The sequence below is a fragment of the Chachezhania sediminis genome (assembly GCF_009765275.1).
GTDB classification, from domain to species: domain Bacteria; phylum Pseudomonadota; class Alphaproteobacteria; order Rhodobacterales; family Rhodobacteraceae; genus Chachezhania; species Chachezhania sediminis.
Genome location: NZ_VOPH01000012.1, coordinates 24,599 through 49,110, shown reverse-complemented (window position 1 = coordinate 49,110; position 24,512 = coordinate 24,599). Strand labels below are relative to the sequence as shown.

The following is a 24,512-nucleotide window of genomic DNA, read 5'->3' as shown; positions in this document are numbered from 1 at the left end:
ACAAACTGAAACAAAGAGTGCCTGGACAGTGAAAATCCGTTCCCCCCGGCGCGCCAAAGGGTCGATTTCGCAGTTTCCGCAACGAAATGCTTTCGGAACTCAAGAGGTTATCCGTGCCGGCCGGGCGCCACCGCCCTGGCCCTGTGACCGGGGATATGTTTGCAGGCGAACGAAGCTGTTGTAACGACAGGATCTTTTTCTTGAACTGGGGCTTGTGGGCTGTGACACTCTTCCTAGTTTCCCGCTACCCGGCGGGATGGCGCGGTGTGGTACGCCAGCCGGGCAATTTTTCAGAACGAAGGCTGCTATTCAGTAAGTGGGAGGCCGATATGGCTGAAGAAATCAAGAAAGCATCGCAAGACATGACCGCCTCGGTTTCGACCGAAGACAGCTCTGTCGAACTCAGCAAGGACGAACTGCAAGGCGTCGCAGGTGGCAACTTCCTGACCGACATCGGCAGCGAGATCGGCGGTGCGGCCGAAGCTGTTGGCGGCGCCGTCGCCGGTGCAGCCGAGGGTGCGGCACATGGCGTTGCCGAAGGGGCCGAATGGGCATACCACAACCCCGTCAAGGCCGGCATCATCATCGGGGCGACGGTTGCAAGTGGTGGCGCCGCGCTCGCGGTTGCAGGGACGGGGCTTGCGACTGCCGGGACAGTTATCGCAACCGCCGTCGGCGCAGGTGCCGCCGGCGGACTGGGTGGCGGAGCGATCGGCGGTTCGATCGGCATCGCCGACGGTCAGGATCTGACCAAGAACGGCAAAAAGGTGGATATCGGCTGACGACAGAACCGTCACGCCGGTCCTTCGCGGCCGACATGTGCGGCGCAGACGCACGAACCAGACGCGGCCTTCACGAGGTGAGGGCCGCGCCTTGTCTTTTGAGGTATCGTTTCAAGGTATCGTTTCTTGAAGCCCGTTTCGGACGCAGTGCACACCGACATGCGCGGCGTCCTGTAGTGGGGGTTATGGTAAAACGACCTCTTACTCTGCCGGTTCGGCCTGCGGTCTTGCCCCCCTGAGCGGACAATGCACCAAGCTGGCGCGGCAGCCACGTCGACCGCCGTTCAGCACCGCCGTCAGGTCCGTTTGCCCCGGCCATAACGACCCGGCGCATCCCGGCTGGGGTTGCACCGACCGCGCCAGGGATATCCACGATGTGGCGGCCTCAGGTCAGATCTCGCGGATGCCATGTACCCGCCCGTTCCCTTGGACCACACGCCGGATCTTGGGCTGCAGCCTCTCGTCACAACGGGCACCGACGGGCAAGTGCGCCCGGTAGCCCGCATCGTCGGGTGATCATGGCAGGCGGACGGACCGGTCTGCACGACGCAGCCATACGCGTCACTTCCAGGCGCCCGGACAGAACACGACAATCAGCCGAACCCGAAGCCCCCGGAATCGTCCGGAGGTTTGCCCATTCCTTTCGCACGCATAGGTGGGGAATGACGCCCGACGGCACGGCGGACGACCGCCCGACCTGTCGCAACATAGGCCTGTCCAGGAACCTTCGGCCTGTTCGAACGTTAATGTTGTGAAGATCATACGCGGCGCATCTTGAACGGGATCTCGCAAAGATTGTTGCCATTCTGCACAAACCCAAAGTGCGGCTGGACAACGGTGCTGCTGGGCTCTTGCGGTTGCTCTCTGTGCGAACCAAGCTGTGCATTGCGGGGCAGGAAACGTGCAAGACACTGAAATAAATAATACAATTTCACATTTGGACCAGTGACAAAGTGCGCCTATGGAACAGCGACCGAAAGGATCTTACAACGTTTAAGTGCGACGATATGAATACAACACCCTTAAGTTGTTAACGGTTTATCGGAATAACCGAACCCGAAAATCAACCTTAAGGAGAAATTCAGCCGGGCACACTGCTCGTCTTTGAAGCGAAGCCAAGGAGTGAGAAGAAGACCAAATGGACCAGACCGACGTACTGAAAGCCGGGAATGGCACCACGCACCAGGTGCACATTTACGATACGCCGCTGTACAAGGATCACGACCTTCTGGTCCGTCTGGATTTCTCCGAGGTAACGCGGTTTTCCCAAGGGCATCATGTCTTTACCGGAGCCGGGAACGACATCATTGATTTCCAGAACTTCAATAGTGTCGACAGCGTCGTCGTCGGCCGCCTGAACGACTTCGATCCCACGCGCGATCAGATTGCGCTCGATGGGCAGGCCATCGATCTGACGAACCCTCCCAGCAATGTCCGGATCGTCGAATTCAACGGCAACCACAACGATCCCGGCGCCCATCCGCAGCAATGGATGCTGGTCACGACCGATGCCGGCGGGAAGATATTCTATGCGCTGGAAGGCTTCCGCATCGACATGACAGGCGACGGCATTGCCCGCGACGGAAACGAGGAAGGTCATTTCATCCGCGAAGAGGGCGTGCCCGATTTTTCGAAGCTGACAGATGTCGCCTATGAAGACCCGCAGGACACCGTGCCCGACGGATTCACGGCTGCCGACGGCAACATCATCAACGACATCGACAGCAACCCCGCCGATGTGAATGATCTGATTTCAGGAACCAATGGCGTCGACCTGATTGCCGGTGGCCTGAACGACGATACCATCAGCGGCGGCAATGGCGACGACAAGATCTGGGGCGGAAGCGGGCACGATACCGTTTTCGGGGGAAATGGCGACGATGTCATTTGGGGCGGCTTCGGTGAAGACGACCTCGTGGGCGGCGACGGCGATGACGTCATTTTCGGCGGCAAGCATTCCGACGAACTGCACGGGCTCGCCGGCAACGATACGCTTCGGGGCGAACGCGACGACGATGTGCTTTTCGGCAATGAAGGCGATGATTACCTCGTCGGCGGCGGCGGAAGCGACCTCCTTTTCGGTGGCGATGATGACGACATCCTGGAGGGCGGTTTCGGCTTCGACCAGCTGAACGGTGGCCAGGGTGCCGATATCCTGACCGGCGACGCCGGACGGGACACGTTCGTCTTCAAGTCGGATCACATGATCCACTGGGATAATCTGAGCGGCACCGGAACGGAGAAACTGCTTCAACTCGACCGGATCACCGATTTCACGATCGGCGACGATGTCATCGCCTTCGACGGAATTCCCTACATCCAGTCGATGGCGGACCTGGATACCTGGGTCAACACGATCGACGGGAACAAGTACTTCACGCTGCGCGTTTCGGCCACGGACGAACGCATTCTGGTCGACGTCGACGACTCGGTCGGCCAGGCGCAGTTCATGGACGCCGACAACTTCCTTTTCACCTGAGACAGGTCTGCGTATCACCTGTCCCGGGCTTCACACCTCGTTCTTCGGTCTGGTGCCCGGGCCACGGGCACGGACATGGCCCGGGACAGCGGTCCGCCCCTTCGAAAGGCGGCCGCTTTCTGAAGTGCCGGCAAAACATTCGCCCTGGCAGCGCCGGACGCCCGGGGCCGCAGCAGATGCAATCGCCCGAATGTCCGGGACCGCCCCTAGGACGATGCGACCAGATCGAAAAGCCTGCGGCCAAGCGCGGTTTCCGGATCGGCCAGATCGAAGACAATCGTCAGATGATTGGCCGCGGTTTCCGTCCTCAGTTCCACCGCCATATCTTCCCGCCGCAAAAGACCGGCCAAAGCGACAGCCTGGTCCTGGAAAGGCGCGGTTTCCCTTTCCCCGCAGGTGATTATGCGCAACGGGCCGGGCCTGTGCCGGGCCAGGACCGGCGACCACGCCCTGGCCTCGTCGTCCCGCATCTGCGCCTCGTCCTTCAGGAACGATCCGGGAATGCCCGAAAGGTCGTAGATACCGCTGACCAGCAACATGCCGCGCAGGTCCGGGACATCGGGCGGACCCGCGTCGCCGGGAGCGTCGGAGGCCAGCAGCGCGGCCAGATGCGCCCCGGCAGAGTGACCGCTTACCGTGAACCGCCCCGGGTCCGCGCCGATGTCGGGTGCGATCCCGATCAGATGCCGCGCGGCGCTGCGAACCTGCGCGACGATCTCTGCCAGCCGGGTCCCGGGCATCAGATCATAGCTGATCAGCGCCGCGATACCGCCGGCGGCGACGACCGGCGCGGCGACAAGGGTATGCGCGTCCTTGCTGCCGGCGCGCCAGTATCCGCCGTGAATGAACATGTGCAGCGGCGCCGACGGGGCCGGATCCGGTGGGAAGACCAGATCGAAGCTCTGCCTTTCTGTCGGGCCGTAGCCCAGGTTCCGTTCCATCCGCGCATGCGCGGCGAAGGCGCGGCTTCGCGCCTCCGTCTTCTCCATGATCGCATCGAAGTCGGGGATGAAGTCCCGGTTTCGGTAGAGGTCCCGTTCGGCCATCGTCCGTCCTTTCCCGCTGTCGGAATCCGCCGTCAGAACTCGACGGCGAAGTATTTGGGCTCCATGAATTCAAGGATCCCGGTGACACCGCCCTCGCGCCCCAGGCCGCTTTGTTTCGCTCCGCCAAAGGGGGCGGCCGGGTCCGACATCAGCCCGCGGTTGATGCCGACCATCCCAGTCTCGATCCCCCGCCCGACGCGCATCGCCCGCATGATGTCCCGCGAATAGACATAGGCCGCAAGCCCGTACTCGGTATCGTTGGCCAGTCGGATCGCCTCTTCCTCGGTCTCGAAACGATAGATCGCGGCGACCGGGCCAAAGATCTCCTCGTGCGCAAGCGCGGCATCGGTCGGCACGTTTTCAAGCACGGTCGGGGGGTAATAGTAGCCGCTGCCGTCCAGCGGCGCGCCCCCGGTCGTGGCCCGTGCACCGCGCGACTTCGCCTCGGACACCAGCCGGTCGATCTTGTCCACCGCCTTCGTAGTGATCATCGGCCCGCACTGCGTGTCGGGAGCGTAGCCGGCCCCCAGCTTCATCGCTTTCATGCGGGCCGTCAGCCCTTGGACGAAGGCGTCATGGATGCCCGATTGCACGTAGAACCGGTTCGCCGCGGTACAGGCCTCGCCCCCGTTGCGCATCTTGGCGACCATCGCACCGTCCAGCGCGGCGGACAGATCGGCATCGTCGAAGACCACGAAAGGCGCGTTGCCGCCCAGTTCCATCGAACAGTTGACCACGGACTTCGCCGCCTCGGCCAGCAGCACACGGCCGACGCCGGTCGACCCGGTGAAGGACAGCTTCCGCACCCGCGGATCGGCCAGCATCGCCGAGGTCACGCCGCCGGGATCTGTCGTGGTCAGCACGTTCACCACGCCCGGGGGCACGCCCGCCTCGGCCCCCAGCCGCGCCATCGCATAGGCGGTCAGCGGCGTTTCCGAGGCTGGTTTAAGGATCACGGTACAGCCCGCGGCCAGCGCCGGGCCGATCTTGCGCGTGGCCATCGCCGCCGGGAAGTTCCACGGCGTGATCAGGACGGCAATGCCGATGGGTTCGTGATCCACAAGGATATTGTGCGCCCCTGACGGGGTATGACGGAACTCGCCCCCGATCCGCGTCGCCTCTTCTGCATACCAGCGAAAGAACTCGGCGGCATAGGCGACCTCGCCCCGCGCGTCGGGCAGCGCCTTGCCGTTTTCAAGCGAGATCAGAAGCGCCAGTTCCTCGGCATGGTCTGTCATCAACGTGAACCAGCGGCGCAGGATTTCCGACCGCTGGCGGGGCGGCGTGCGGCGCCAGTCGGCCGCAGCCGCATGGGCGGCCTCGACGGCGCGGATCCCATCCCCGACACTGGCGTCGGGCACTTCGGCCAGGGCGTTCCCGGTCGATGGGTCGAGCACGGGAATGCCGGTCCCCGCCTCCCACCTGCCACCGATGAAAAGTCCTTCGGCATGAAGGGACGGATCGGCATAGCCGGTGAAAACGGTATCGAGTGTCATTTCTGTGTCTCCCTCAATGGGTCTCAAGGACGGCGCGGTCGCCGTGGAAGGCTGCACCGACCAGCCGCCGCATATCCTCGGGCGGGAGCGGGCGCGGATTGTTCTGGATCAGCCGGGCGATGCCGCAGGATTGTTCGGCCACCCAGTCAAGCCGGTCTTCCTCCAGCCCCAGGTCCCGCAGGGTGCGCGGGATGCCGATCCTGTCGAAGAGCGCGGCGATGGCGGGAATGACCTCGGCACCGCTGGCCACGCCGATCAGACCGGCGACCCGGTCCAACTCCGGCCCGATCACGGGCGCGTTCCAGGCCATGACATAGGGCATCAGACAGGCCACGCCGGCGCCGTGCGCGGTGTGGGTCAGGGCCCCGACCGGGTATTGGATCGCATGGGCCGCGGCCGTACCCGCGACGCCGAAGGCCAGGCCGGCGGTGGTGGCGCCCATCATCACCCTGGCCCGCGCATCGGCATCGCTGCCGTCGGCGCAGGCGCGTTCCAGCCCTTCCCAAAGCAGGCCGATGGCGGTCAGCGCGAAATGGTCCGACGTAGCATTCTTGCCGACGAAGACCCGTTCCTGCGCCAGCCCCGGCGTGGGCGTGCGGCGGATGGCGGTGAAGGCCTCGATCGCGTGGGTCAGCGCATCGGCCCCGGCAATCGCCGTCAGCGATTTGGGGCAGGTCAGAGTGAGGTCGGGGTCGCAGATCGACGCGGTGGGAATGATGTAGGGCGACGAGATGCCGACCTTCAGCTGGCGTTCGTCATCGGACAGCACCGCAACCGGCGTCGCTTCGGACCCCGTGCCTGCCGTCGTCGGCACCGCGATCAGCGGCAGGACCGGGCCGGGGACCATGAATTCTCCGTAATAGTCCTGGGGTTTGCCGCCATGGGTCAGAAGCACCGCCACGCATTTCGCCATGTCGAGGCACGAGCCCCCCCCGACCCCGATCACGAGGTCTGGCACGAAATCGCGCGCGGCTTCGGCACTGGCGACCGCGGTTCCGACCGGGACGTCGGGCAGGGTCGAGCTGTCGACCCGGACCTGCAAGCCACAGGCTTCAAGCTGGGCGATCATCGCCCGAAACATCGTGTCCCCCGCCAGTCGTTCGTCGGTCACCACCAGCGCCCGCCTGCCGAGTTTCGCCGCGACTTTCCCAAGGGCGTCGCGCTGGCCCGTGCCGAAGATCAATTCTCGCGGGGCCCTGATCGTGCCGAATAATGTCATCTCGTCTCCTGTCGTTGTCATCAGCCCTGAGCCAGGGTGCAGATCTGGTCGTAGAGCGTGTCGGGCAGATCAGCGCCTGCGCCCGCCGGGCCCGCATCCTGTTGCCGGGCGCCGACGCAGGACGGCAGGGATCCTCCGCACGGGACGCGCGCAGATTATCGAGACGGTCAGACGACCCTGCCGCGCGGCCCGCGCAAGAAGTGTCTTTTCCACAAGCGTCCGAAGGTTTTCGACCGAAACCGGCACGCCCGAACCCTCCCCCCTGAATCAGATCCTATATGATATTGTATTTGACATTCGATATCCTATCAGTGTTAAGATCTCGCTTGTCAAGAATGCTGAACTTGGAGGAACGCATGGCTGTAACGACGGATCGCGACCACAAAGGCGGGTTCGTGCGGCCTTCGAGCATAGCCGAAAGCGTTCATGAACGGATTTACGAGCGGATCATGTCGCTTGAGATTCCGCCCGGCGCCCGCATCACCATCGACGGTCTGGCGCGCGAGCTGAACGTCTCGCAGACACCTGTGCGCGAGGCGCTGACCCGGCTGGAACGCGAAGGCCTGGTGCGCAAGGCGCATCTGATCGGCTATTCCGCCTCGCCGCAGCTGACGCACAAGGAATTCGACGATCTCTACAAGTTCCGGCTGATGCTGGAACCGGAAAGCGCGCGGCAGGCCTGCCTGAACCTGACGCCGGAAACGCTGAAACGGATCGAAAGTGCGGCCGCCGACATGGAGACGGGCGAACAGCCGGTCGACAGCAACAGCCGCTATTCCCGTTTTGCTCGGGCGGATGCGCACTTTCACGACGAGATCCTGAAGGTCGCCGACAACGAATTCGTCCGGCAGGCCCTGAACGACCAGCACATCCACCTGCACATCTTCCGCCTGATGTTCCACAGCCGCGTCACCCAGGAGGCGCTGGAAGAGCACGAGCGTCTGCTGGCCGCCTTCCGCGCCGGCAACGCGGAAGCGGCCTATCAGGCAATGCAGGACCATATTGCCCGTTCGCGCGACCGGCTGGCGGCCGCATTCCAATGATCGACCCGGCGACCGATACCGCGGGCGGCCCGACGGCGCCCCAGCCGCCGGTGCTTCTGGCCCGGGGTCTGTCCAAGGCCTATGGCGCCATAACCGTGCTAAGCGAGGTGACGCTCGACATCCGCGCAGGCGAGGTTCACGCGATCATAGGCGAAAACGGCGCTGGCAAGTCGACCCTGATGAAACTTCTGTCGGGCCATGCCGAACCCACCGAGGGCACGATGGCGCTGGCCGGCGCCCAGGTGAAATTTGCCGACGCCGTGCAGGCCGAAGATGCAGGCATCGTGCTTGTCCATCAGGAAATCCTGCTGGCCCCCGATCTGACCGTGGCGCAGAACCTGTTCCTTGGCCGCGAGCTTTCGCGGTTCTTCGCCGTCGACGACAGAAGGATGAACCGGCGCACGGCCGATGTGCTGGCCCGTGTCGGTTCGACCGCGCGGCCCACGACCATCGTGGGCGACCTGCCGCTGGCGCAGCGCCAGCTTGTCCAGATTGCCCGCGCGCTGCTGGATGACCGCAAGGTGATCATCCTGGACGAACCGACCGCGATGCTGGCCAATGACGAGGTCGGCGCGCTCTTGGACATCGTGCGGAACCTGCGCGCCCAGGGCGTTGCGGTACTCTACATCTCGCACCGCCTGGAAGAGGTCGAAGCGCTTGCCGACCGTGTCACCGTCTTGCGCGACGGTAAGATGATCGGCACCTGGCCCGCGGCGGATCTGGACCAGCGCCAGATGGCGGAACTGATGGTCGGGCGCGAACTGTCTATGCTCTACCCGCCCAAGAGGGGTGCCGCGTCCGCGGAACCGATCCTCGAGGTCGAGGACCTGTCGGTCGATCACGGCAAGATCGCGGGGTCCTTCATTGCTCGCCCCGGCGAGGTTCTGGGCATCGGCGGCATGATCGGGGCCGGTCGCACGGAACTGATCGAAGGCCTGATGGGCCTGCGCCCGGCCCAGGGGGGCACGATCCGCCTGAATGGCACGACGGTGGTAAAGCCAAGCGTCCACACGATGATGGACGCGGGCCTTGTCTACTTGACCGAGGATCGCAAGGGAAAGGGCCTGCTCCTGAACGAGGAGATGGGCCCCAACCTGACCCTTCAGGCGCTCGACATGATCAATCCGGGCCTGCGTCTGGACCGCAGGAAGGAAACCGCGGCGCTGCGGGCGGTGGTTCAGGAATACGACATCCGTGTCCGCACGCTCTCGGTCCAGGCGGGCCAGCTTTCGGGGGGTAACCAGCAGAAGCTGCTGCTGGCCAAGGTGATGCAGGCCAATCCGTCTGTGGTCATCATCGACGAACCCACACGCGGCATCGACATCGGCAACAAGGGCCAGATCTATCGCTTCATCGACGCGCTCGTCCGGACGGGGAAGGCCTGCATCATGATCTCGTCCGAGCTGCCCGAACTCGTCGGCCTGTCCGACCGCGTGCTGGTGATGCGCGCCGGGCACTTCGTGGCCGAACTGACGGGTGCGGACATCACCGAACAGAACGTCGTCTATGCCGCCGCAAGCAGCGGCGACGGCACCGAGGGGAGGAAACGCGCATGAGCAGCGCCGAAGTCGCAACGCTTCCGGAAAGCGAAGGATTCAGGATCCGCTGGGGCGACCTTGCCCCGTTCATCGCTCTTGGCGTGATCATCCTGCTGGGCACGCTGATCAATTCGAACTTCATGTCGGCGAACAACATCCTGAACGTGATCACCCGAAGCGCCTTCATCGCGATCATCGGCGTGGGCGCGACCTTCGTCATCGCGACCGGGGGGCTGGACCTTTCCATCGGGTCGATGCTGGCCTTCGTCGTCGGCATCATGATCATGGCGATGAACGCGCTTGCCCCGGCGCTGGGGGCCTGGGCGATCCCGGCGGGTGCCGTCGTCGCGCTCGTGGTCGGATCGCTCTGCGGGTTGCTGAACGGGCTGATCGTGACCGTCGGACGGATCGAACCCTTCATCGTCACGCTGGGCACGATGGGTATCTTCCGGGCGCTGATCACCTACATGACCGATGGCGGTTCGCTGTCCATCGACCGCAGCCTGCGCAACGCCTATCGACCGGTCTATTTCGGGGATTTCCTGGGCATCCCCTACCCCGTTCTCATCACGCTGGCGATCGCGCTTCTTGGCGCCTTCATCCTCTACCGGACGAAATACGGTCGCCGGGTCACTGCCGTGGGTTCGAATGCCGACGTTGCCAGCTTTTCGGGCGTCCATGTCTCTCGCGTGCGGACGATGGCCTTCGTTATTCAGGGCTTCTGCGTCGCCGTGGCCGCGATCTGCTATGTGCCGCGGCTTGGCGCCGCGACGCCCACGACCGGCCAGCTGTGGGAGCTCCAGGTCATCACCGCCGTCGTCATCGGCGGCACGCTGCTGCGCGGGGGCAAGGCCCATATCTGGGGCACCGTCGCCGGCGCACTCATTCTCGAGGTCATCGCCAATGTCATGGTCCTGTCGGACATGGTGTCGGAATACCTCGTCGCTGCGGTCCAGGGGGCGATCATCATCATCGCCATGCTGGCTCACCGCTTCACCAGCACCCGCTGAACCGGCGGGGCACAAACTGAAAAAATGGAGGAGGGAACCATGAAGATGACGAAGAAAGGTGCGGCGCTGCTGTCTGCCGCGGCCGTTGCAGGCGCGCTGACCGGCGCGGCGGCACAGGCCCAGGACAAGGAATTCACCATCGCGGTGTCCATCCCGGCCGCGACCCATGGCTGGACCGGCGGCGTGGTCTACCACGCCCAGGAAGCCGAAAAGCAGCTGGAAGCCGCCTTTCCCAATATCGACGTGATTGTTTCGACCGCGTCGTCGGCCACCGCGCAGGTGTCGTCGCTGGAAGATCTGTCGGCCACCAACAAGCTCGACGCGCTGGTGATCCTGCCCTTCACCTCGGAAGAACTGACGGGCCCGGTCGAACAGATTGCGTCGAACGGCACCTTCATCACGGTGGTGGACCGGGGCCTGGCGGATCCGTCGATCCAGGACCTTTACGTGGCCGGCGACAATATCGCGGTCGGCGCGAACACGGCGAAATGGCTGGTCGACAAGCTGGGCGGCCAGGGCGAGATCGTCGTGCTGCGCGGCATCCCGACGGTGATCGACGACGAACGCATCAAGGGCTTCCAGGACGTCATCGACCAGAGCGACATCAAGATCCTCGACATCCAGTACGCCAACTGGAACCAGGACGAGGCCTTCTCGCTGATGCAGGACTATCTGGGCAAGTACCCGCATATCGATGCCGTCTGGGCGAATGACGACGACATGCTGCTGGGCGTGATCGAGGCCGTCGATCAGGCCAAGCGCGACGAAGTCCAGTACATGCTGGGCGGCAACGGCATGAAGCAGGTGATCGAGATGGTGAAGGCGGGCGACGAACGGACGCCGATCTCCACCCCCTACCCGCCTTCGATGATCGCCTCGGCCATGTACATGACCGCGGCGCAGTTCGCCGGCCAGGCGCCGATGCGCGGATCGTTCAAGCTGGACGCACCGCTGATCACGCCCGAGAATGCGGACCAGTTCTATTTCCCTGAGTCCCCGTTCTGATCATCCCGACCACCGTCCGGCCGCCCCAGGCCCCCTTGGCCCCGGCCGCCGGACGGACCACCCCGAGACCCAGGAGACCCAGATGAGCGGCAAGAAAATCCTCATGCTGACCGGTGAGTTCACCGAAGAATACGAGATCTACGTCTACCAGCAGGGCATGGAGGCCGTCGGCCATACGGTCCACGTGGTCTGCCCCGACAAGAACGAAGGCGATCTGATCAAGACTTCGCTGCACGATTTCGAAGGCGACCAGACCTATACCGAAAAGCCGGGCCATTTCGCCGAGATCAACAAGACGTTCTCCGAAGCCGAAGCCGAGCTCGACAGCTATGACGCAGTCTATGCCGCCGGCGGCCGCGGCCCCGAATACATCCGCACCGATCCCCGCATCCAGGCGATGGTGAAACACTTCCACGATGCCGGGAAACCGATCTTCACCATCTGTCACGGCGTACAGATCCTGATGGCCGTGCCCGGCGTGCTGAAGGGCAGGAAGGTCGCGGGCCTTGGCGCCTGTGCCCCCGAAGTCGCGGCAGTGGGCGGCATCTATATCGATGTCGACCCCAAGGAGGCCTTCGTCGACGGCACGATGGTGTCGGCCAAGGGCTGGACCGGCCTTGCCGCCTTCATGCGCGAATGCCTGAAGGTGCTCGGCACCGAAATCCGTCACAACTGAAGACCGGCCGACCGTCCGGACAAGGGCCGCCTCGTGCGGCCCTTTCTCTTTTCCGGCTGGGGGGCCTGCCCCCGCACGCCCCGCACGCCCTGTGCGCCGCGCGCCGCCATCGGGCCCGGAACGTCCCTTTGCGGATTGCCTGCAGCAGGCGCAATCGCCGCGCCCGCATCGGCCTGTCCAAAGGCCATGGCGGAACCGATGCCGCCATTCGCCCGCGACCCGCGCGCCGCCGTTCCCCAACGTCTGCCGCGTCCAGTCCCGTTCGTTCTCCGTCCCTCACGCCTCGGCCCACGGCTTCCCACTGGGTGACAAATAGAGATTCGGCCGGAGGAATCACTGGAACGGCTGGATTGTTTTGTCCGACCAAAACAAGGCCATTCGCGCCAATAAGCCCGTCAAGATTGTGCCAGATCGGATTTTCTCGGGAAATTTCTCCATCTTGGTACAACAAAAGCGCCGATCCGGGCCCGGAAGTCGCTTCAATTTGTTGATATGCACGCCAACCTATGCCTTATTTGCCCAACCAATGGGGTGGTGGCGCCCCTCCCGGCATGCTGGAGGAGCTGGACCGGGCATCGACATGAGGGAGGATTGACATGAACCTGGTACAAAGACTTGTCGGCCTGACGGCCGTCGCGGTTACGACCATCGGCTTTGCCGGCGGGGCCATGGCCGCAGACTACAACTGGACATTCCAGACATCGGAAACCGCAGGCGAACCGGGATTCGTCAACAAGCAGAAATGGGCCGAAAGCGTCGGCAAGATGTCGGGCGGCCGGATCGCCATCGAGATCCTGCCGATCGGCGCGGTCGTACCGCATACCGACACGCTCGACGCGGTCGGCGCCGGGATCCTGCAGGGTCACCTGACCGATCCCAGCTACTTTTCGGGCAAGGATCCGGCCTTCGCGATGATGGGCAACCTAGTCGGCGCATGGAGCGATCCGTTCGAACTGCTGGGCTTCATGGAAAGCGGCGGCGGAAACGAACTCTATGCCGAACTGGTCGAGCCCTACGGCGTCCAGTTCATCGGCCCCGCCGCGACGGAACCCGAAGCCTTCGTCTCGCGCATTCCGATCCGCTCGGTCGAAGACCTGAAGGGCGTCAAGATGCGTGCCCCCGAAGGCATGGTCTACGAGATCTTCTCGAAAGCGGGCGCCGCGCCGGTGTCGCTGCCGGGGTCCGAGATCTTCTCGGCACTCGACAAGGGCGTGGTGGATGCGGCGGACAACACCGTCTTCGCCACCAACCAGGCGCTCGGGATGAACGATATCGCGCACTACCCGCTTTACCCCGGGTTCCATTCGCTGCCGATGATCGACGTGTCGATGACCAAGTCGATCTGGGACGAACTACCCGAGGACCTGCAGGATATCCTGATCGCATCGGTAGAGCAGTTCAGCTTCAACCACATCTTCTCGGTTCGCCAGCTCGACGCGGCCGCGGTGGAACAGGCCAAGGCCAACCCGGATATCGAAATCATCAACTGGTCGGGCGACGAGCGCGCCAAGTTCCGCCGCATCGCGCAGCAGGAATGGCAGAACTGGGCGGGCAAGACGGACATGACACAGCGCTACTACGACGCGGTCACCCAGTATCTTTCCGGCCGCAACCTGCTCTGATCCATCGAAAACAAGAAACTGCTGCGCCCTGCGAACCATGGGCAGGGCGCAGAAACGACAGGCAGGGGGGTGCCGAATATGGCCGAAGTGGGCGATATCGTAAACGAGGTGGAAGACGCGGATGCCGACATCCGCACCGGGTTGGACCGGGTGATCGCGGGGTCTTCCAAGGTTCTTGCATGGGCGATCTTCGTCGCCTTCGGCATTACCGTGATCGAGGTGGTGGCCCGCTATGTCTTCGACAGCCCGACCTTCTGGGCGCATGAAACCACGACGTTCCTGATCGCCGCGATCTTCCTGATCGGCGGCCCCGTGGCCCTGGCCCGCGACAAGCACATCCGGGTGCGGATCTTCTACGACGCGGTCGGCAGCGAGCGCCGCCGCACGCTCGACATCGTCAACTCCGTGATCGCGCTGATCTTCTTTGCCGGGCTTGCCTATGCAAGCTGGGTGATGGTGGGCAAGTCCTGGTTCACCCCCACCGGTGCGCTGCACCTGGAAGGAACCGGGACGTCCTGGAACCCGCCGACCCCTGCGCTGCTGAAACTGATGGTGCTGCTCTGCGTGGTCGCGATGTTCGTCCAGACCGTCTTTCACCTGGTCGCCGCGATCCGGCGCGCCCCTGCCGCCGCCGACGGAGGCAAGTGACCATGGGTCTCAACGCTCTCGGGATCGAAGCCGGGTCCTACATTCTCGTCGCCTCGATCTTCCTTCTGCTCCTGACCGGCCAGCCCCTGGCCTGGGTCACGGGCCTGGTGGCGCTGATCTTCACCTTCGGGTGGTTCGGGCCGATGGCCCTGCCGCTCGTCACCTCGCGGATCTTCGGCTTCATTACCGAATATTCGCTGGTCGCCATTCCGATGTTCATCCTCATGGCGGCCCTGCTCGACCGGTCGGGCATCGCACGGTCGCTGTTCAACGGCATGCGCATCCTTGCCGGCAGGCTGCCCGGGGGCGTCGCGGTCCAGACCCTGATCGTGGCGATCCTGATGGCCGCCATGTCGGGCGTCATCGGGGGCGAGATCGTCCTTCTCGGCATCCTCGCGCTGCCGCAGATGCTGCGGCTCGGCTATGACCGGAACCTGTCCATCGGGGTCGTCTGCGCCGGCGGGTCGCTGGGCACGATGATGCCGCCGTCGATCGTGCTCATCATCTACGGGCTGGTCGCCAATACCTCGATTGCGGACCTGTTCATCGCGGCGATCACCCCCGCACTCCTGCTTTTGGGCTTCTACGTTGCCTATGTCCTCTTCCTCTGCTGGCGAAATCCGAATCTCGGCCCGCCGATGTCGCGCGAGGAAGTGGCCCAGGAATCCATGTTTTCGGCCCTGCGTGCGCTTGCGGCCCCGTTGTTCATCGTCCTGGTGGTGCTCGGCTCGATCTACGGCGGCATCGCCTCGATCACCGAAGCGGCGGCCATGGGCGTCACCGCGGTCCTGGTCATCGCACTGGTGCGGAAAGAACTGACGGTGAAGATGGTCCAGGACAGCCTGGTCCACACGCTGGAAACCTGCGGCATGATCATCTGGATCGGCATCGCCGCGGCGGTTCTTGTCGGGGTCTACAACCTGATGGGCGGCAACCGGTTCGTGGCCCAGACGATCCTGGGGATCGATGCGGCGCCGGTGGTGATCGTCATGGTGATGATGCTGATCCTGCTGGTGCTGGGGATGTTCCTCGACTGGATCGGCATCGCGCTGCTGACCCTGCCGATCTTCGTGCCCATCGTGGTGCAGCTGGGCTTCGACCCGATCTGGTTCGGCATTCTCTTCGCGGTGAACATGCAGGTTTCCTACCTGACGCCGCCCTTCGGCCCGGCCGCCTTCTACCTGAAAAGCGTGGCCCCCAAGGAGATCACGCTGAAGCACATCTACACCGCCCTGCTGCCCTTCATCGCGCTGCAACTGGTGGTACTCGCGACGATCCTGTTCTTCCCGCCGATCGCGACCTGGCCGATATGAGGACACCGTGACCAATAGACACCCAGCGACAGAGTTGGACGACACGTGCGACGAACCCGCCGAAGGGTCTGCCGTCGACCAGGTCGTGGCCCAGATCCGGGACCTGATCGACGCAGACGGACTGACCGTCGGCGACAAGCTCCCGACAGAGCGCGAACTTTGCGAACGCTTCGCGATCAGCCGCAACACCGTGCGCGAGGCGATGCGGATGCTGAAGGCCTACGGCATCGTCGACGTGCGTCCCAAGGTCGGCGCGACCATCGTCGACCAGCGGATGAACCGCGCCCTGGACATCTTTTCCTTCAACGTGGCCGAAATTTCGCGTCGGACCTTCGACGACATCCAGGGGTTCCGCGAACTGATCGAGACCGGCACCGCGCTGGCGATTTTCGACGCGGTCACGCCGGAGGACCTGGCCGAGCTGCGCGATCTCAACCGGCGGATGGTCCAGGCGGAAAGCGTCGTCGAAGCGTCGGAGTTCGATTTCCAGTTTCACGTCAAGCTGATCTCGCTGACCGGCAACCGGTCGATCCTCGATGTCTACGGCATCATGAAACCGGTGATCCTGCGGATCATGCAGCGCGGCAAGACCCGCAGGATCATCGAGGGCGAAACCTACCTTGAACACGAAGGCGTTCTGCGGGCGGTCGAGGAGGCCGACCACCTTGCCTACCAGTACCTCATGCGCAGCCACCTTCGCCGGGGCCTGGCAACCTTTGCCGAGCCCCCCGAAGCCCACGACGGCAGGTCCTGACGAGCACAACGATCTGAAGCCGGGACCACCCGGCCGGAAGCAGCACATCATTCTGTCTCTGGGAGGAGAACATGAAACCACGGACGATACTTGCCACGCTATCGATGGCCACGATCCTGAGCGCGGGCGCGGCCCTTGCCGGACCCGCGGTCGTGTCCGGGCCCGGTGCCCAGCCCGAATGTTTCGCGCCCTGGACCGAGGACACGAAATACCTCCAGTGGCCTGCCAAGGAAGGCCCCTACCAGATCGCCGTGGTCAACGGCTTCGTCGGCAACACCTGGCGGATCCAGATGGTCAAGACCGCCAAGGCCTATGCCGAGGATCCAAGCGTCAAGGACAAGATTTCCGAGTTCAAGGTGGTGTCCACCGGCACCGATGCGCCGGCCCAGCTTGGCGCCATCGAGGACTTCATCAACCAGGGCTACGACGCGATCATCACGATTGCCGTGGCGCCGACCGGCTTCGACCGTGTGATCCGGCTGGCCGACAAGAACGACGTCGTGCTGGTGCCCTTCGACAACGTGCTCGACACCGATGCGGTGATGCAGGTGAACGAGGACCAGCTTGCCATGGGCAAGAAGTGGGGCGAATTCATCCTGGGCGAACTCGACGCCATGGGGGTCGATGGCGGCAAGCTTCTGGAAGTGCGCGGGCTGGCCGGGAATTCCGTCGACCGGGACCGGTCGCAGGCCATCAACGATGCCATCGCGGCGGATGACGGCAACTGGGAGGTCATCTCGGTTGTGGGCAACTGGGACGACGGAACCACCCAGAAGGTGGTGGCCGACGCCATCGCCGTCCACGGACAGTTCGATGCCGTAATCGGTCAGGGCGGCTCGAACGGGATCGTTCAGGCCCTGAAGGATGCCGGCCACCCCTGGGTGCCGGTTGCGGGCGAATCCGAAAACGGGTTCCGCAAGGCCATTGCAGAATATTCGGACGAGGGGCTGAAAGGCATCTCGATCGGCCAGTCGCCCGGTCTTGTCGCGGTGGCCATGAAGGCGGCGATTTCGGCGCTGGAAGGCAACCCGATGCCGCAGCTGATCTCGGTCCCGCTGCCGGTCGCCACCTACAAGGATCTCGCGGACGGCCAGAACTTCTGGTCCGAACTGCCGGACAACTTCTTCACCGTGAACGAGTTCCCGCCCTGCGGCGTGAACATCTCGGGTCCGGCCATCATGGCCGAAACCGGCGACGATTCCTGACAACGCACCTCGTGGGACCGGGCCTGCCCCGGTCCCACGGATCCTACGACCGGGGTGGAAACCATGCAGAACGTGCCCATCGTCGAACTGTCTGACGTGGCGATCAGCTTTGCCGGGGTGAAGGCCCTGGCCGGCGTGGACTTTGCCTGCCACGCCGGATCGACCCACGCCATCCTGGGGGAAAACGGCGCCGGGAAATCGACGCTGATCAAGATCATCTCGGGCGTTCTGAAGCCCGATACCGGCACCATTGCGGTGAACGGCAGCAAGGTCGGCTTTTCCGGCCCGGCAGACGCCGCCGATGCCGGGATCGTCTGCATGTTCCAGGAACTGTCGCTGATCCCCGACCTGAGCGTTGCCGACAATGTGTCGATTCTGCGGCCGCCGCGGCGGTTCGGCCTGATCGACCGCCGCGCCCAGATCGCCCGGACCGAGGAACTGCTGGCCCGGGTGCGGTGCGAGGATGTCGACCCGCGCGCCATGGTCCGCGACCTGTCGCTGTCGCGCCGCCAGATGGTCGAGGTCGCCAAGGCGCTGGGGCGCGACCCGAAGGTGCTGATCCTGGACGAAGCGACCTCGGCCCTGACCCAGCGGGACGTGGAAACCATCTATGGCCTGCTCGACGAGTTGCGGGCGGACGGTGTGTGCAGCCTGTTCATCAGCCACCGGATGCACGAGGTCGAGGCGCTGTGCGACCGGTTGTCAGTCTTTCGCAACGGCCAGCATGTCGAAACCTTCGCCAAGGGCGAACGGAGCGATGCCGAAATCGTCCGGCTGATGATCGGACGGGACGTCACCGCCAAGTTCCCGCCCAAGCCCCCGATCCGCGCCGAGCGCGCGCCCGCGGTGCGGCTGGACGACCTGCGCTGGGAGGACCGGCTGAAAGGCGTCTCCCTGACCCTGGGAAAGGGAGAGATCCTGGGCATCGGCGGGCTGGACGGACAGGGCCAGAAGGAACTGCTGCTTGCCCTTTTCGGCGTGCTGAAGGGGACGAAGGGCACGGTCACGGTGGGCGATGGCGACGGGCTTGCCACCTCGCCCCACAGGGCCAAGACCGGGAAGAACCGGATCGCGCTGATCCCGGACGACCGCAAGACCGAAGGGCTGATGCTGTCGCTGTCGATTGCCGACAACATCGTAGCCGCCGCGCTCGACAAGGTGGCCAGCGGGGGGGTGATCGACCCGGGCCGGCTCGATGCGGCCGTCAGGGACGGGATCGCGCGGCTGCAGATCAAGGCGGGAAGCCCCGCGCATGCGGTCAGGACGCTGTCGGGCGGCAACCAGCAGAAGGTCGTTCTGGCAAAGTGGCTGATGATCGCCCCTGACGTGATCCTGATGAACGACCCCACCCGCGGGATCGACGTGGGCACCAAGCAGGAAATCTTCCGCATGATGCGCACCCTCGCGGACGAGGGGAAATCGATCCTCTTCTATTCGTCGGACTATGCCGAGCTGATCGGCTGCGCGGACCGGGTGATCGTGCTCTACGACGGCCGCGTCGTCAGCGAACTGACCGGCGAGGCCATCACCGAGGAAGCCATCGTCGCCGCCTCGCTCAACCTGAAAGGAGAGGTGGCATGACCCGCTGGATCGCCCAGAACCGCGGCTTTGCCGCTGCGCTGGTGCTCTTTGCCGCGCTCTATTTCTCGTACCACCTGATGCATCCGCGCGGCTTTTCCACCGCGGTGCTGGTCCAGAACGCGAACGAGCTGGTGGCCATCGGCTTCGTCGCCATGGCCCAGACGGTGCCGGTCCTTCTGGGCGGGCTCGACCTTTCGGTGGGCGCGGTCATGACGCTGGCGGCCTGCGTCGCTTCGTGGCTTTTGGACGGAACGCCCGCGCAGATCGCGCTTGGCATGATCGCAACCCTTGCGGTCGGCGCGGGCTTCGGGCTGATGAACGGGCTGATCGTGGTCTATGGCCGGCTGCAGCCGATCATCGCGACCCTTGCCACCGGCGCCATCGCCATCGGCCTTGCCCTGCTGATCCGGCCCAATCCCGGCGGCAATGTCGACGGCGACCTGAACTGGGCGCTGACCAATTCGGTCTACGATTTCGCCGAGACCTACGGGTTCGCCAGGGGCGGCGATGCCGCGTGGCTGCAGCCCTTCGTGAACATCCCCGTGCCGCTGATCCTGCTGTTCGGCACCGCCTGCCTTGTCTGGCTGCCGTTCAAGCGGACGGTGACGGGGCGCACCATCTATGCCATCGGCTCGGCCGAAGGGGCGGCCTATGCCTCGGGCCTGCCCATCGACCGGGCGCGGATCGCGGCCTTCACGCTGGCGGGGTTCTTTGCCGCCTGCGGCGGGCTGTACCTGGCGATCCAGACCTCGACCGGGAATGCCGATGTCGTACAGGCGGGGGCCTATACGCTAAATTCCATCGCCGCCGTGGTGCTGGGCGGAACGGCGCTTTTGGGCGGGACCGGCGGCGTCATCGCCTCGATCCTGGGCGCGATGATCCTGCGGGCGGTTTCGTTCTACTTCCGCATCCTCGACATAGACCCCCTGCTGCAGCCGCTGATCGAAGGGATCGTCCTTCTGACCGCGGTCAGCGCGGTGGCCTTCCGCACCTTCGGGGTGAAGAACCAACTGGAGCTGTTCCGATGACGACAATGCCGCAGATCCGCCCCGACGACCGCCCGCTTCTGATCGCGTTCGGCTTCACGCTGGTGATCCTTGTGATCGGCACCGGCTATACCTTGTCGACCACGGGAACGATGCCGCTGCTGCAGCCGTCCTACCTGATGCAGCAATTGCAGATCGGGTCCTTTCTGGGGATCTGCGCGGCCGGGATGATGCTGGTGATCCTGACCGGTCATATCGACCTGTCGATCCCGTGGACGCTGACCTCGGCTGCGATGGTGGCCACATCGGTCGGCGGCCCGTGGGCGATCCCGGCGGGACTTTCGGTGGGCCTCTGCGTCGGGCTGGTCAACGGGTTCGGCGTGTCGGTCCTCAGGGTGCCGTCGATGATCTTCACGCTGGGCCTCGATACCGTGCTGCGTGGCCTGATGGTGGCCCGGACCGGCGGTTTCGCGCCGCAGGACACGGCCACACCAGCCATGCTGTACCTGGCCAAGGCGAAGCTTCTGGGCGTGCCCGTGGCGCTATTCGTCTGGATCGCGGTGTCGCTCGTGGTGACGTTCCTGCTGACCCGCACCACCTTCGGGCGCGCGCTCTATGCCACAGGCACGAAGGAACGCGCGGCCTGGCTGTCGGGCATCCGCACCCGGGCGGTTGTCACCGGCGCCTTCCTTGGATCGGCGCTCTGTGCCGCGCTGGCAGGCGTATTGCTGGCCGGCTACTCGGCCAAGGCCTACCAGGGCATGGGCAACAGCTACCTTCTGCCCGCCATCGCGGCGGTGGTGCTGGGCGGCACGCATATCCTGGGCGGACGCGGACGCTATGCGGGCACGTTCCTGGGCGTCGTGCTGATCGTCCTCTTGAACTCGATCCTGTCGATCATGCAGATGCCCGAGGCATTTCGGCAGATCATCTATGGCGCGGTCATCATCGGCATGTTGCTGATCTATGGCCGCGGAACGAGGGTTTCGGAATGACCAATCATGAACCGTTGAAACTGAGCGCAAAGGACATCCTGCCGGAAACGCCCGGAGCGCTCCTTGTCGGACGGGTCTGGTCCGGGGCCGAAAACGGTCCCTGCCCCGTGGCAATCCGGGACGGCGACGTGCTGAACCTGACCGGTGTGGCGCCGACCCTGTCGGCCCTGCTGAACCTCGACGACCCCGCCGGGGCGGTGCGCGCGGGGGGACCGTCGCTCGGTCCGCTCGATGCCTTTCTCGACCGGGGCAACGGCACGGGCACGGCCGGGCGCCTGCTTGCCCCTTGCGACCTGCAGGCGATCAAGGCCGCCGGCGTCACCTTCGCCGGCTCCATGATCGAACGCGTGATCGAGGAACGCGCCAAGGGCGATCCGGCCCTGGCCGAGGCGATCCGCAAGGATCTGGCCGAAATCCTCAGCGGCAATCTGCGCGGGCTCGTCCCGGGTTCCGAGACGGCGGCGCAGGTGAAGACGCGCCTGCAGGAGGCCGGTCTCTGGTCGCAATATCTCGAAGTCGGGATCGGCCCGGATGCCGAGATCTTCACCAAGGCACAGCCGATGTCCGCCGTGGGCTGCGGCGCCGATATCGGCATTCACCCGGGATCGCGCTGGAACAACCCCGAACCGGAGGTCGTGCTGGCCATCGCCTCGACCGGCGCCATAAGGGGGGCGGCCCTCGGCAACGACGTGAACCTGCGCGATTTCGAAGGCCGCTCGGCCCTGCTTCTGGGCAAGGCCAAGGACAACAACGCGGCGGCCGCGATCGGCCCGTTCATCCGACTGTTCGACGACGGATTCACGTTGGACGACGTCAGTACCCTGTGCGTCAGCCTGGACGTCACCGGCGACGACGGGTTCCGGCTGTCCGACCGTTCGGACATGGCCCAGATCTCGCGCCAGCCGTCCGACCTTGTGGCCCAGCTTCTGAATCCCACGCACCAGTATCCGGATGGCGCGATGCTCTATCTCGGGACGATGTTCGCCCCCACCAAGGACCGCGAAGGCCCGGGCATGGGCTTTACCCACAGGACCCGCGATCTGGTCACCGTCTCCTCGCCCCAGCTCGGCCGTCTCGTGAACCGGGTCCGCCCCTGCGACGAGGTCGAGCCCTGGACCTTCGGCACCGGGGCACTGATGGGCAATCTCGCAGTGCGGGGAGTGCTCGGATGACAAAGCGGCGTCTCAGAAGCCAGGACTGGTTCGACAATCCCGATCATGCCGACCTGACGGCGCTCTATCTCGAGCGCTTCATGAACTACGGCACGACCCCCGAGGAACTGACCGAAGGCCGCCCCATCATCGGCATCGCGCAGTCGGGCAGCGACCTGTCCCCCTGCAACCGGCATCATATCGACCTGGCCAAGAGGGTGCGCGACGGGATCCGCGATGCGGGCGGCATCCCCATCGAATTCCCGACCCACCCGATCTTCGAGAACTGCCGCCGCCCGACGGCCGCGCTGGATCGCAACCTGGCCTATCTGGGGCTGGTCGAGGTTCTTTATGGCTATCCCATCGACGGGGTCGTCCTGACGACGGGCTGCGACAAGACCACGCCCGCCGCGATCATGGCCGCGGCCACCGTCGATATCCCGGCCATCGTCCTGTCCGGCGGCGCGATGCTGGATTCGGTCCACGAAGGGCGCCTTGCCGGATCGGGCACCGTCATCTGGCAGTCCCGCCGCCGCTATGCCGCGGGGGAGATCGACCGGGACGAGTTCCTGGCCGCCGCGCTCGACAGCGCGCCATCGATCGGACACTGCAACACGATGGGCACGGCATCGACGATGAACGCCCTGGCCGAGGCGATGGGCCTGTCGCTGACCGGCTGCGCCGCCATTCCTGCCGCCTATCGCGAACGCGGACAGATGGCCTACCGCACCGGCAAACGCGCGGTCGAACTGGTGGAAGAGGACCTGCGCCCCTCGCAGATCCTGACCCGCGACGCGCTGCTGAACGCGATCCGGGTCAACGCCGCCATCGGCGGGTCGACCAATGCGCAGCCCCACCTTGCCGCCATCGCGGAAACCGCGGGCGTCGCCCTCAGCCGCGAAGACTGGCAGATCCACGGCTACGACATTCCGCTTCTGGCCGATGTCCAGCCCGCCGGGCGCTTCCTGTCGGAACGCTTTCACCGCGCGGGCGGCGTGCCGGCCATCATGTGGGAACTGGCCCAGGCCGGGGAGCTCGACACGAGCTGCCTGACCGTGACCGGCCGGACCATGGCCGAGAACCTGAAGAACCGCGAAACGAAGGACCGCGAGGTCATCCACCCCTATGCAAAGCCCCTGATGGAGCGGGCGGGCTTCCGCGTCCTGACCGGCAACCTGTTCGATTTCGCCATCATGAAGACCTGCGTGATCTCGGAAGACTTCCGTCGCCGCTTCCTGTCGGAACCGGGGCACGAGAACCGTTTCGAAGGCCGTGCCGTGGTCTTCGACGGCTCCGAAGATTACCACGCCCGGATCAACGACCCGTCGCTCGACATCGACGAACGGTCGATCCTCGTCATCCGCGGCTCCGGTCCGCTGGGCTGGCCCGGCGCGGCCGAAGTGGTCAACATGCAGCCGCCCGACCGCCTGATCCGGGCCGGGATCACCAGCCTGCCGACAATCGGCGACGGGCGGCAGTCGGGCACTGCCGACAGCCCGTCCATCGTTCACGCCTCGCCGGAAAGCGCGGCAGGCGGCGGCCTGGCCTGGCTGCGCAGCGGCGACATGATCCGGATCGACCTCGCCACCGGGCGCTGCGACATGCTGGTGTCCGAGGACACGATCGCGGAACGCAAACGGCAGGCCCCGCCCGCCGTGCCCGCCGCCGCGACGCCCTGGCAGAAAATCTACCGGCAGGAGGCATCCCAGCTGTCCGAGGGCGCCACCCTGCGATCCGCCGGCGGCTTCAATCGCCTCAGCCGGACCTTACCGCGCCACAATCACTGACCCGGGTTCGCCCCGGTCGGGCCCGCGCCGCGTTGCCGGCAAGGCGGCGCGGGCGGCGCCTCAGGGGCCCCGCTGCGGAAGCACGGCCCGCCGTTCATCGCATCTGGGCATACGCCCCGCGCGGAACACGCCGCGGGGGCGGCCCCGGCCGCGCCTGTCTTTGCGACCCCGCGCCG

Annotated in this window: 20 protein-coding genes; 17 read left to right on the top strand and 3 right to left on the bottom strand. The window is 64.9% G+C overall.

Features of this window, described 5'->3' with window-relative positions:
- Window positions 1-200: 200 nt before the first annotated feature.
- Both FQK05_RS22555 and FQK05_RS22550 read left to right on the top strand, forming a co-directional pair.
- Entirely contained in the window at window positions 201-782 is a 582-nt protein-coding gene (locus tag FQK05_RS22555) for a hypothetical protein (protein WP_158971208.1), read from the top strand.
- Window positions 783-1,920: 1,138 nt separating this feature from the next.
- Complete coding sequence (locus FQK05_RS22550; RefSeq protein WP_158971206.1) at window positions 1,921-3,261, top strand: calcium-binding protein; 1,341 nt, start codon at window positions 1,921-1,923, stop codon at window positions 3,259-3,261.
- A 206-nt stretch (window positions 3,262-3,467) separates the two neighbouring features.
- Here FQK05_RS22550 and FQK05_RS22545 read toward each other — a convergent pair whose 3' ends face one another.
- Genes FQK05_RS22545 through FQK05_RS22535 form a run of 3 tightly spaced genes read right to left on the bottom strand, consistent with a single transcriptional unit; the run spans window position 3,468 to window position 7,022 of the window.
- Entirely contained in the window at window positions 3,468-4,307 is an 840-nt protein-coding gene (locus tag FQK05_RS22545) for an alpha/beta hydrolase (protein ID WP_158971204.1), read from the bottom strand.
- A gap of 32 nt (window positions 4,308-4,339) precedes the next feature.
- On the bottom strand, window positions 4,340-5,803 hold the full coding sequence (locus FQK05_RS22540; RefSeq protein ID WP_158971202.1) for an NAD-dependent succinate-semialdehyde dehydrogenase: 1,464 nt from the start codon (window positions 5,801-5,803) through the stop codon (window positions 4,340-4,342).
- Between the two features lie 13 nt (window positions 5,804-5,816).
- Window positions 5,817-7,022: an iron-containing alcohol dehydrogenase gene (locus tag FQK05_RS22535; RefSeq protein WP_158971200.1), complete on the bottom strand. Its 1,206-nt coding sequence runs from the start codon at window positions 7,020-7,022 to the stop codon at window positions 5,817-5,819.
- 335 nt (window positions 7,023-7,357) lie between these two features.
- On the opposite strand from FQK05_RS22535, the gene FQK05_RS22530 reads away from it, so the two are divergent.
- From FQK05_RS22530 to FQK05_RS22460, 15 genes are all read left to right on the top strand, one after another.
- Window positions 7,358-8,065 (top strand): GntR family transcriptional regulator, encoded by a 708-nt coding sequence (locus FQK05_RS22530; protein WP_325063949.1) that lies wholly within the window; start codon window positions 7,358-7,360, stop codon window positions 8,063-8,065.
- Window positions 8,062-9,621 carry a sugar ABC transporter ATP-binding protein gene (locus FQK05_RS22525; protein WP_158971196.1) on the top strand — a complete coding sequence of 520 codons (1,560 nt, stop codon included), beginning with the start codon at window positions 8,062-8,064 and terminating at the stop codon, window positions 9,619-9,621. The genes FQK05_RS22530 and FQK05_RS22525 overlap by 4 nt, the downstream gene beginning before the upstream one ends.
- A complete protein-coding gene (locus FQK05_RS22520; protein ID WP_158971194.1) occupies window positions 9,618-10,613 on the top strand; it encodes an ABC transporter permease in 996 nt (331 codons plus the stop codon). The genes FQK05_RS22525 and FQK05_RS22520 overlap by 4 nt, the downstream gene beginning before the upstream one ends.
- Window positions 10,614-10,652: 39 nt before the next feature.
- A complete protein-coding gene (locus tag FQK05_RS22515; protein ID WP_158971192.1) occupies window positions 10,653-11,618 on the top strand; it encodes a substrate-binding domain-containing protein in 966 nt (321 codons plus the stop codon).
- Window positions 11,619-11,700: 82 nt separating this feature from the next.
- Window positions 11,701-12,294 carry a DJ-1/PfpI family protein gene (locus FQK05_RS22510; RefSeq protein WP_158971189.1) on the top strand — a complete coding sequence of 198 codons (594 nt, stop codon included), beginning with the start codon at window positions 11,701-11,703 and terminating at the stop codon, window positions 12,292-12,294.
- Window positions 12,295-12,890: 596 nt separating this feature from the next.
- The gene (locus tag FQK05_RS22505; protein ID WP_158971188.1) at window positions 12,891-13,916 is read left to right on the top strand and encodes a TRAP transporter substrate-binding protein; all 1,026 of its coding nucleotides are present in this window, start codon (window positions 12,891-12,893) and stop codon (window positions 13,914-13,916) included.
- Between the two features lie 78 nt (window positions 13,917-13,994).
- A complete protein-coding gene (locus FQK05_RS22500) occupies window positions 13,995-14,564 on the top strand; it encodes a TRAP transporter small permease subunit (protein ID WP_233270636.1) in 570 nt (189 codons plus the stop codon).
- Between the two features lie 2 nt (window positions 14,565-14,566).
- Entirely contained in the window at window positions 14,567-15,877 is a 1,311-nt protein-coding gene (locus FQK05_RS22495) for a TRAP transporter large permease (RefSeq protein ID WP_158971286.1), read from the top strand.
- Between the two features lie 7 nt (window positions 15,878-15,884).
- A complete protein-coding gene (locus tag FQK05_RS22490) occupies window positions 15,885-16,631 on the top strand; it encodes a FadR/GntR family transcriptional regulator (protein WP_158971184.1) in 747 nt (248 codons plus the stop codon).
- A 71-nt stretch (window positions 16,632-16,702) separates the two neighbouring features.
- The gene (locus FQK05_RS22485) at window positions 16,703-17,836 is read left to right on the top strand and encodes a sugar ABC transporter substrate-binding protein (RefSeq protein WP_158971182.1); all 1,134 of its coding nucleotides are present in this window, start codon (window positions 16,703-16,705) and stop codon (window positions 17,834-17,836) included.
- Window positions 17,837-17,899: 63 nt separating this feature from the next.
- Window positions 17,900-19,417: a sugar ABC transporter ATP-binding protein gene (locus FQK05_RS22480; RefSeq protein ID WP_158971180.1), complete on the top strand. Its 1,518-nt coding sequence runs from the start codon at window positions 17,900-17,902 to the stop codon at window positions 19,415-19,417.
- Window positions 19,414-20,445, top strand: a complete 1,032-nt coding sequence (locus tag FQK05_RS22475; protein WP_158971178.1) for an ABC transporter permease — start codon at window positions 19,414-19,416, stop codon at window positions 20,443-20,445. The genes FQK05_RS22480 and FQK05_RS22475 overlap by 4 nt, the downstream gene beginning before the upstream one ends.
- A complete protein-coding gene (locus tag FQK05_RS22470) occupies window positions 20,442-21,398 on the top strand; it encodes an ABC transporter permease (RefSeq protein WP_158971176.1) in 957 nt (318 codons plus the stop codon). The genes FQK05_RS22475 and FQK05_RS22470 overlap by 4 nt, the downstream gene beginning before the upstream one ends.
- A complete protein-coding gene (locus FQK05_RS22465; RefSeq protein ID WP_158971174.1) occupies window positions 21,395-22,570 on the top strand; it encodes a fumarylacetoacetate hydrolase family protein in 1,176 nt (391 codons plus the stop codon). Before FQK05_RS22470 ends, FQK05_RS22465 begins: the two co-directional genes overlap by 4 nt.
- Complete coding sequence (locus FQK05_RS22460; RefSeq protein WP_158971172.1) at window positions 22,567-24,336, top strand: IlvD/Edd family dehydratase; 1,770 nt, start codon at window positions 22,567-22,569, stop codon at window positions 24,334-24,336. Before FQK05_RS22465 ends, FQK05_RS22460 begins: the two co-directional genes overlap by 4 nt.
- Window positions 24,337-24,512 lie beyond the last annotated feature (176 nt).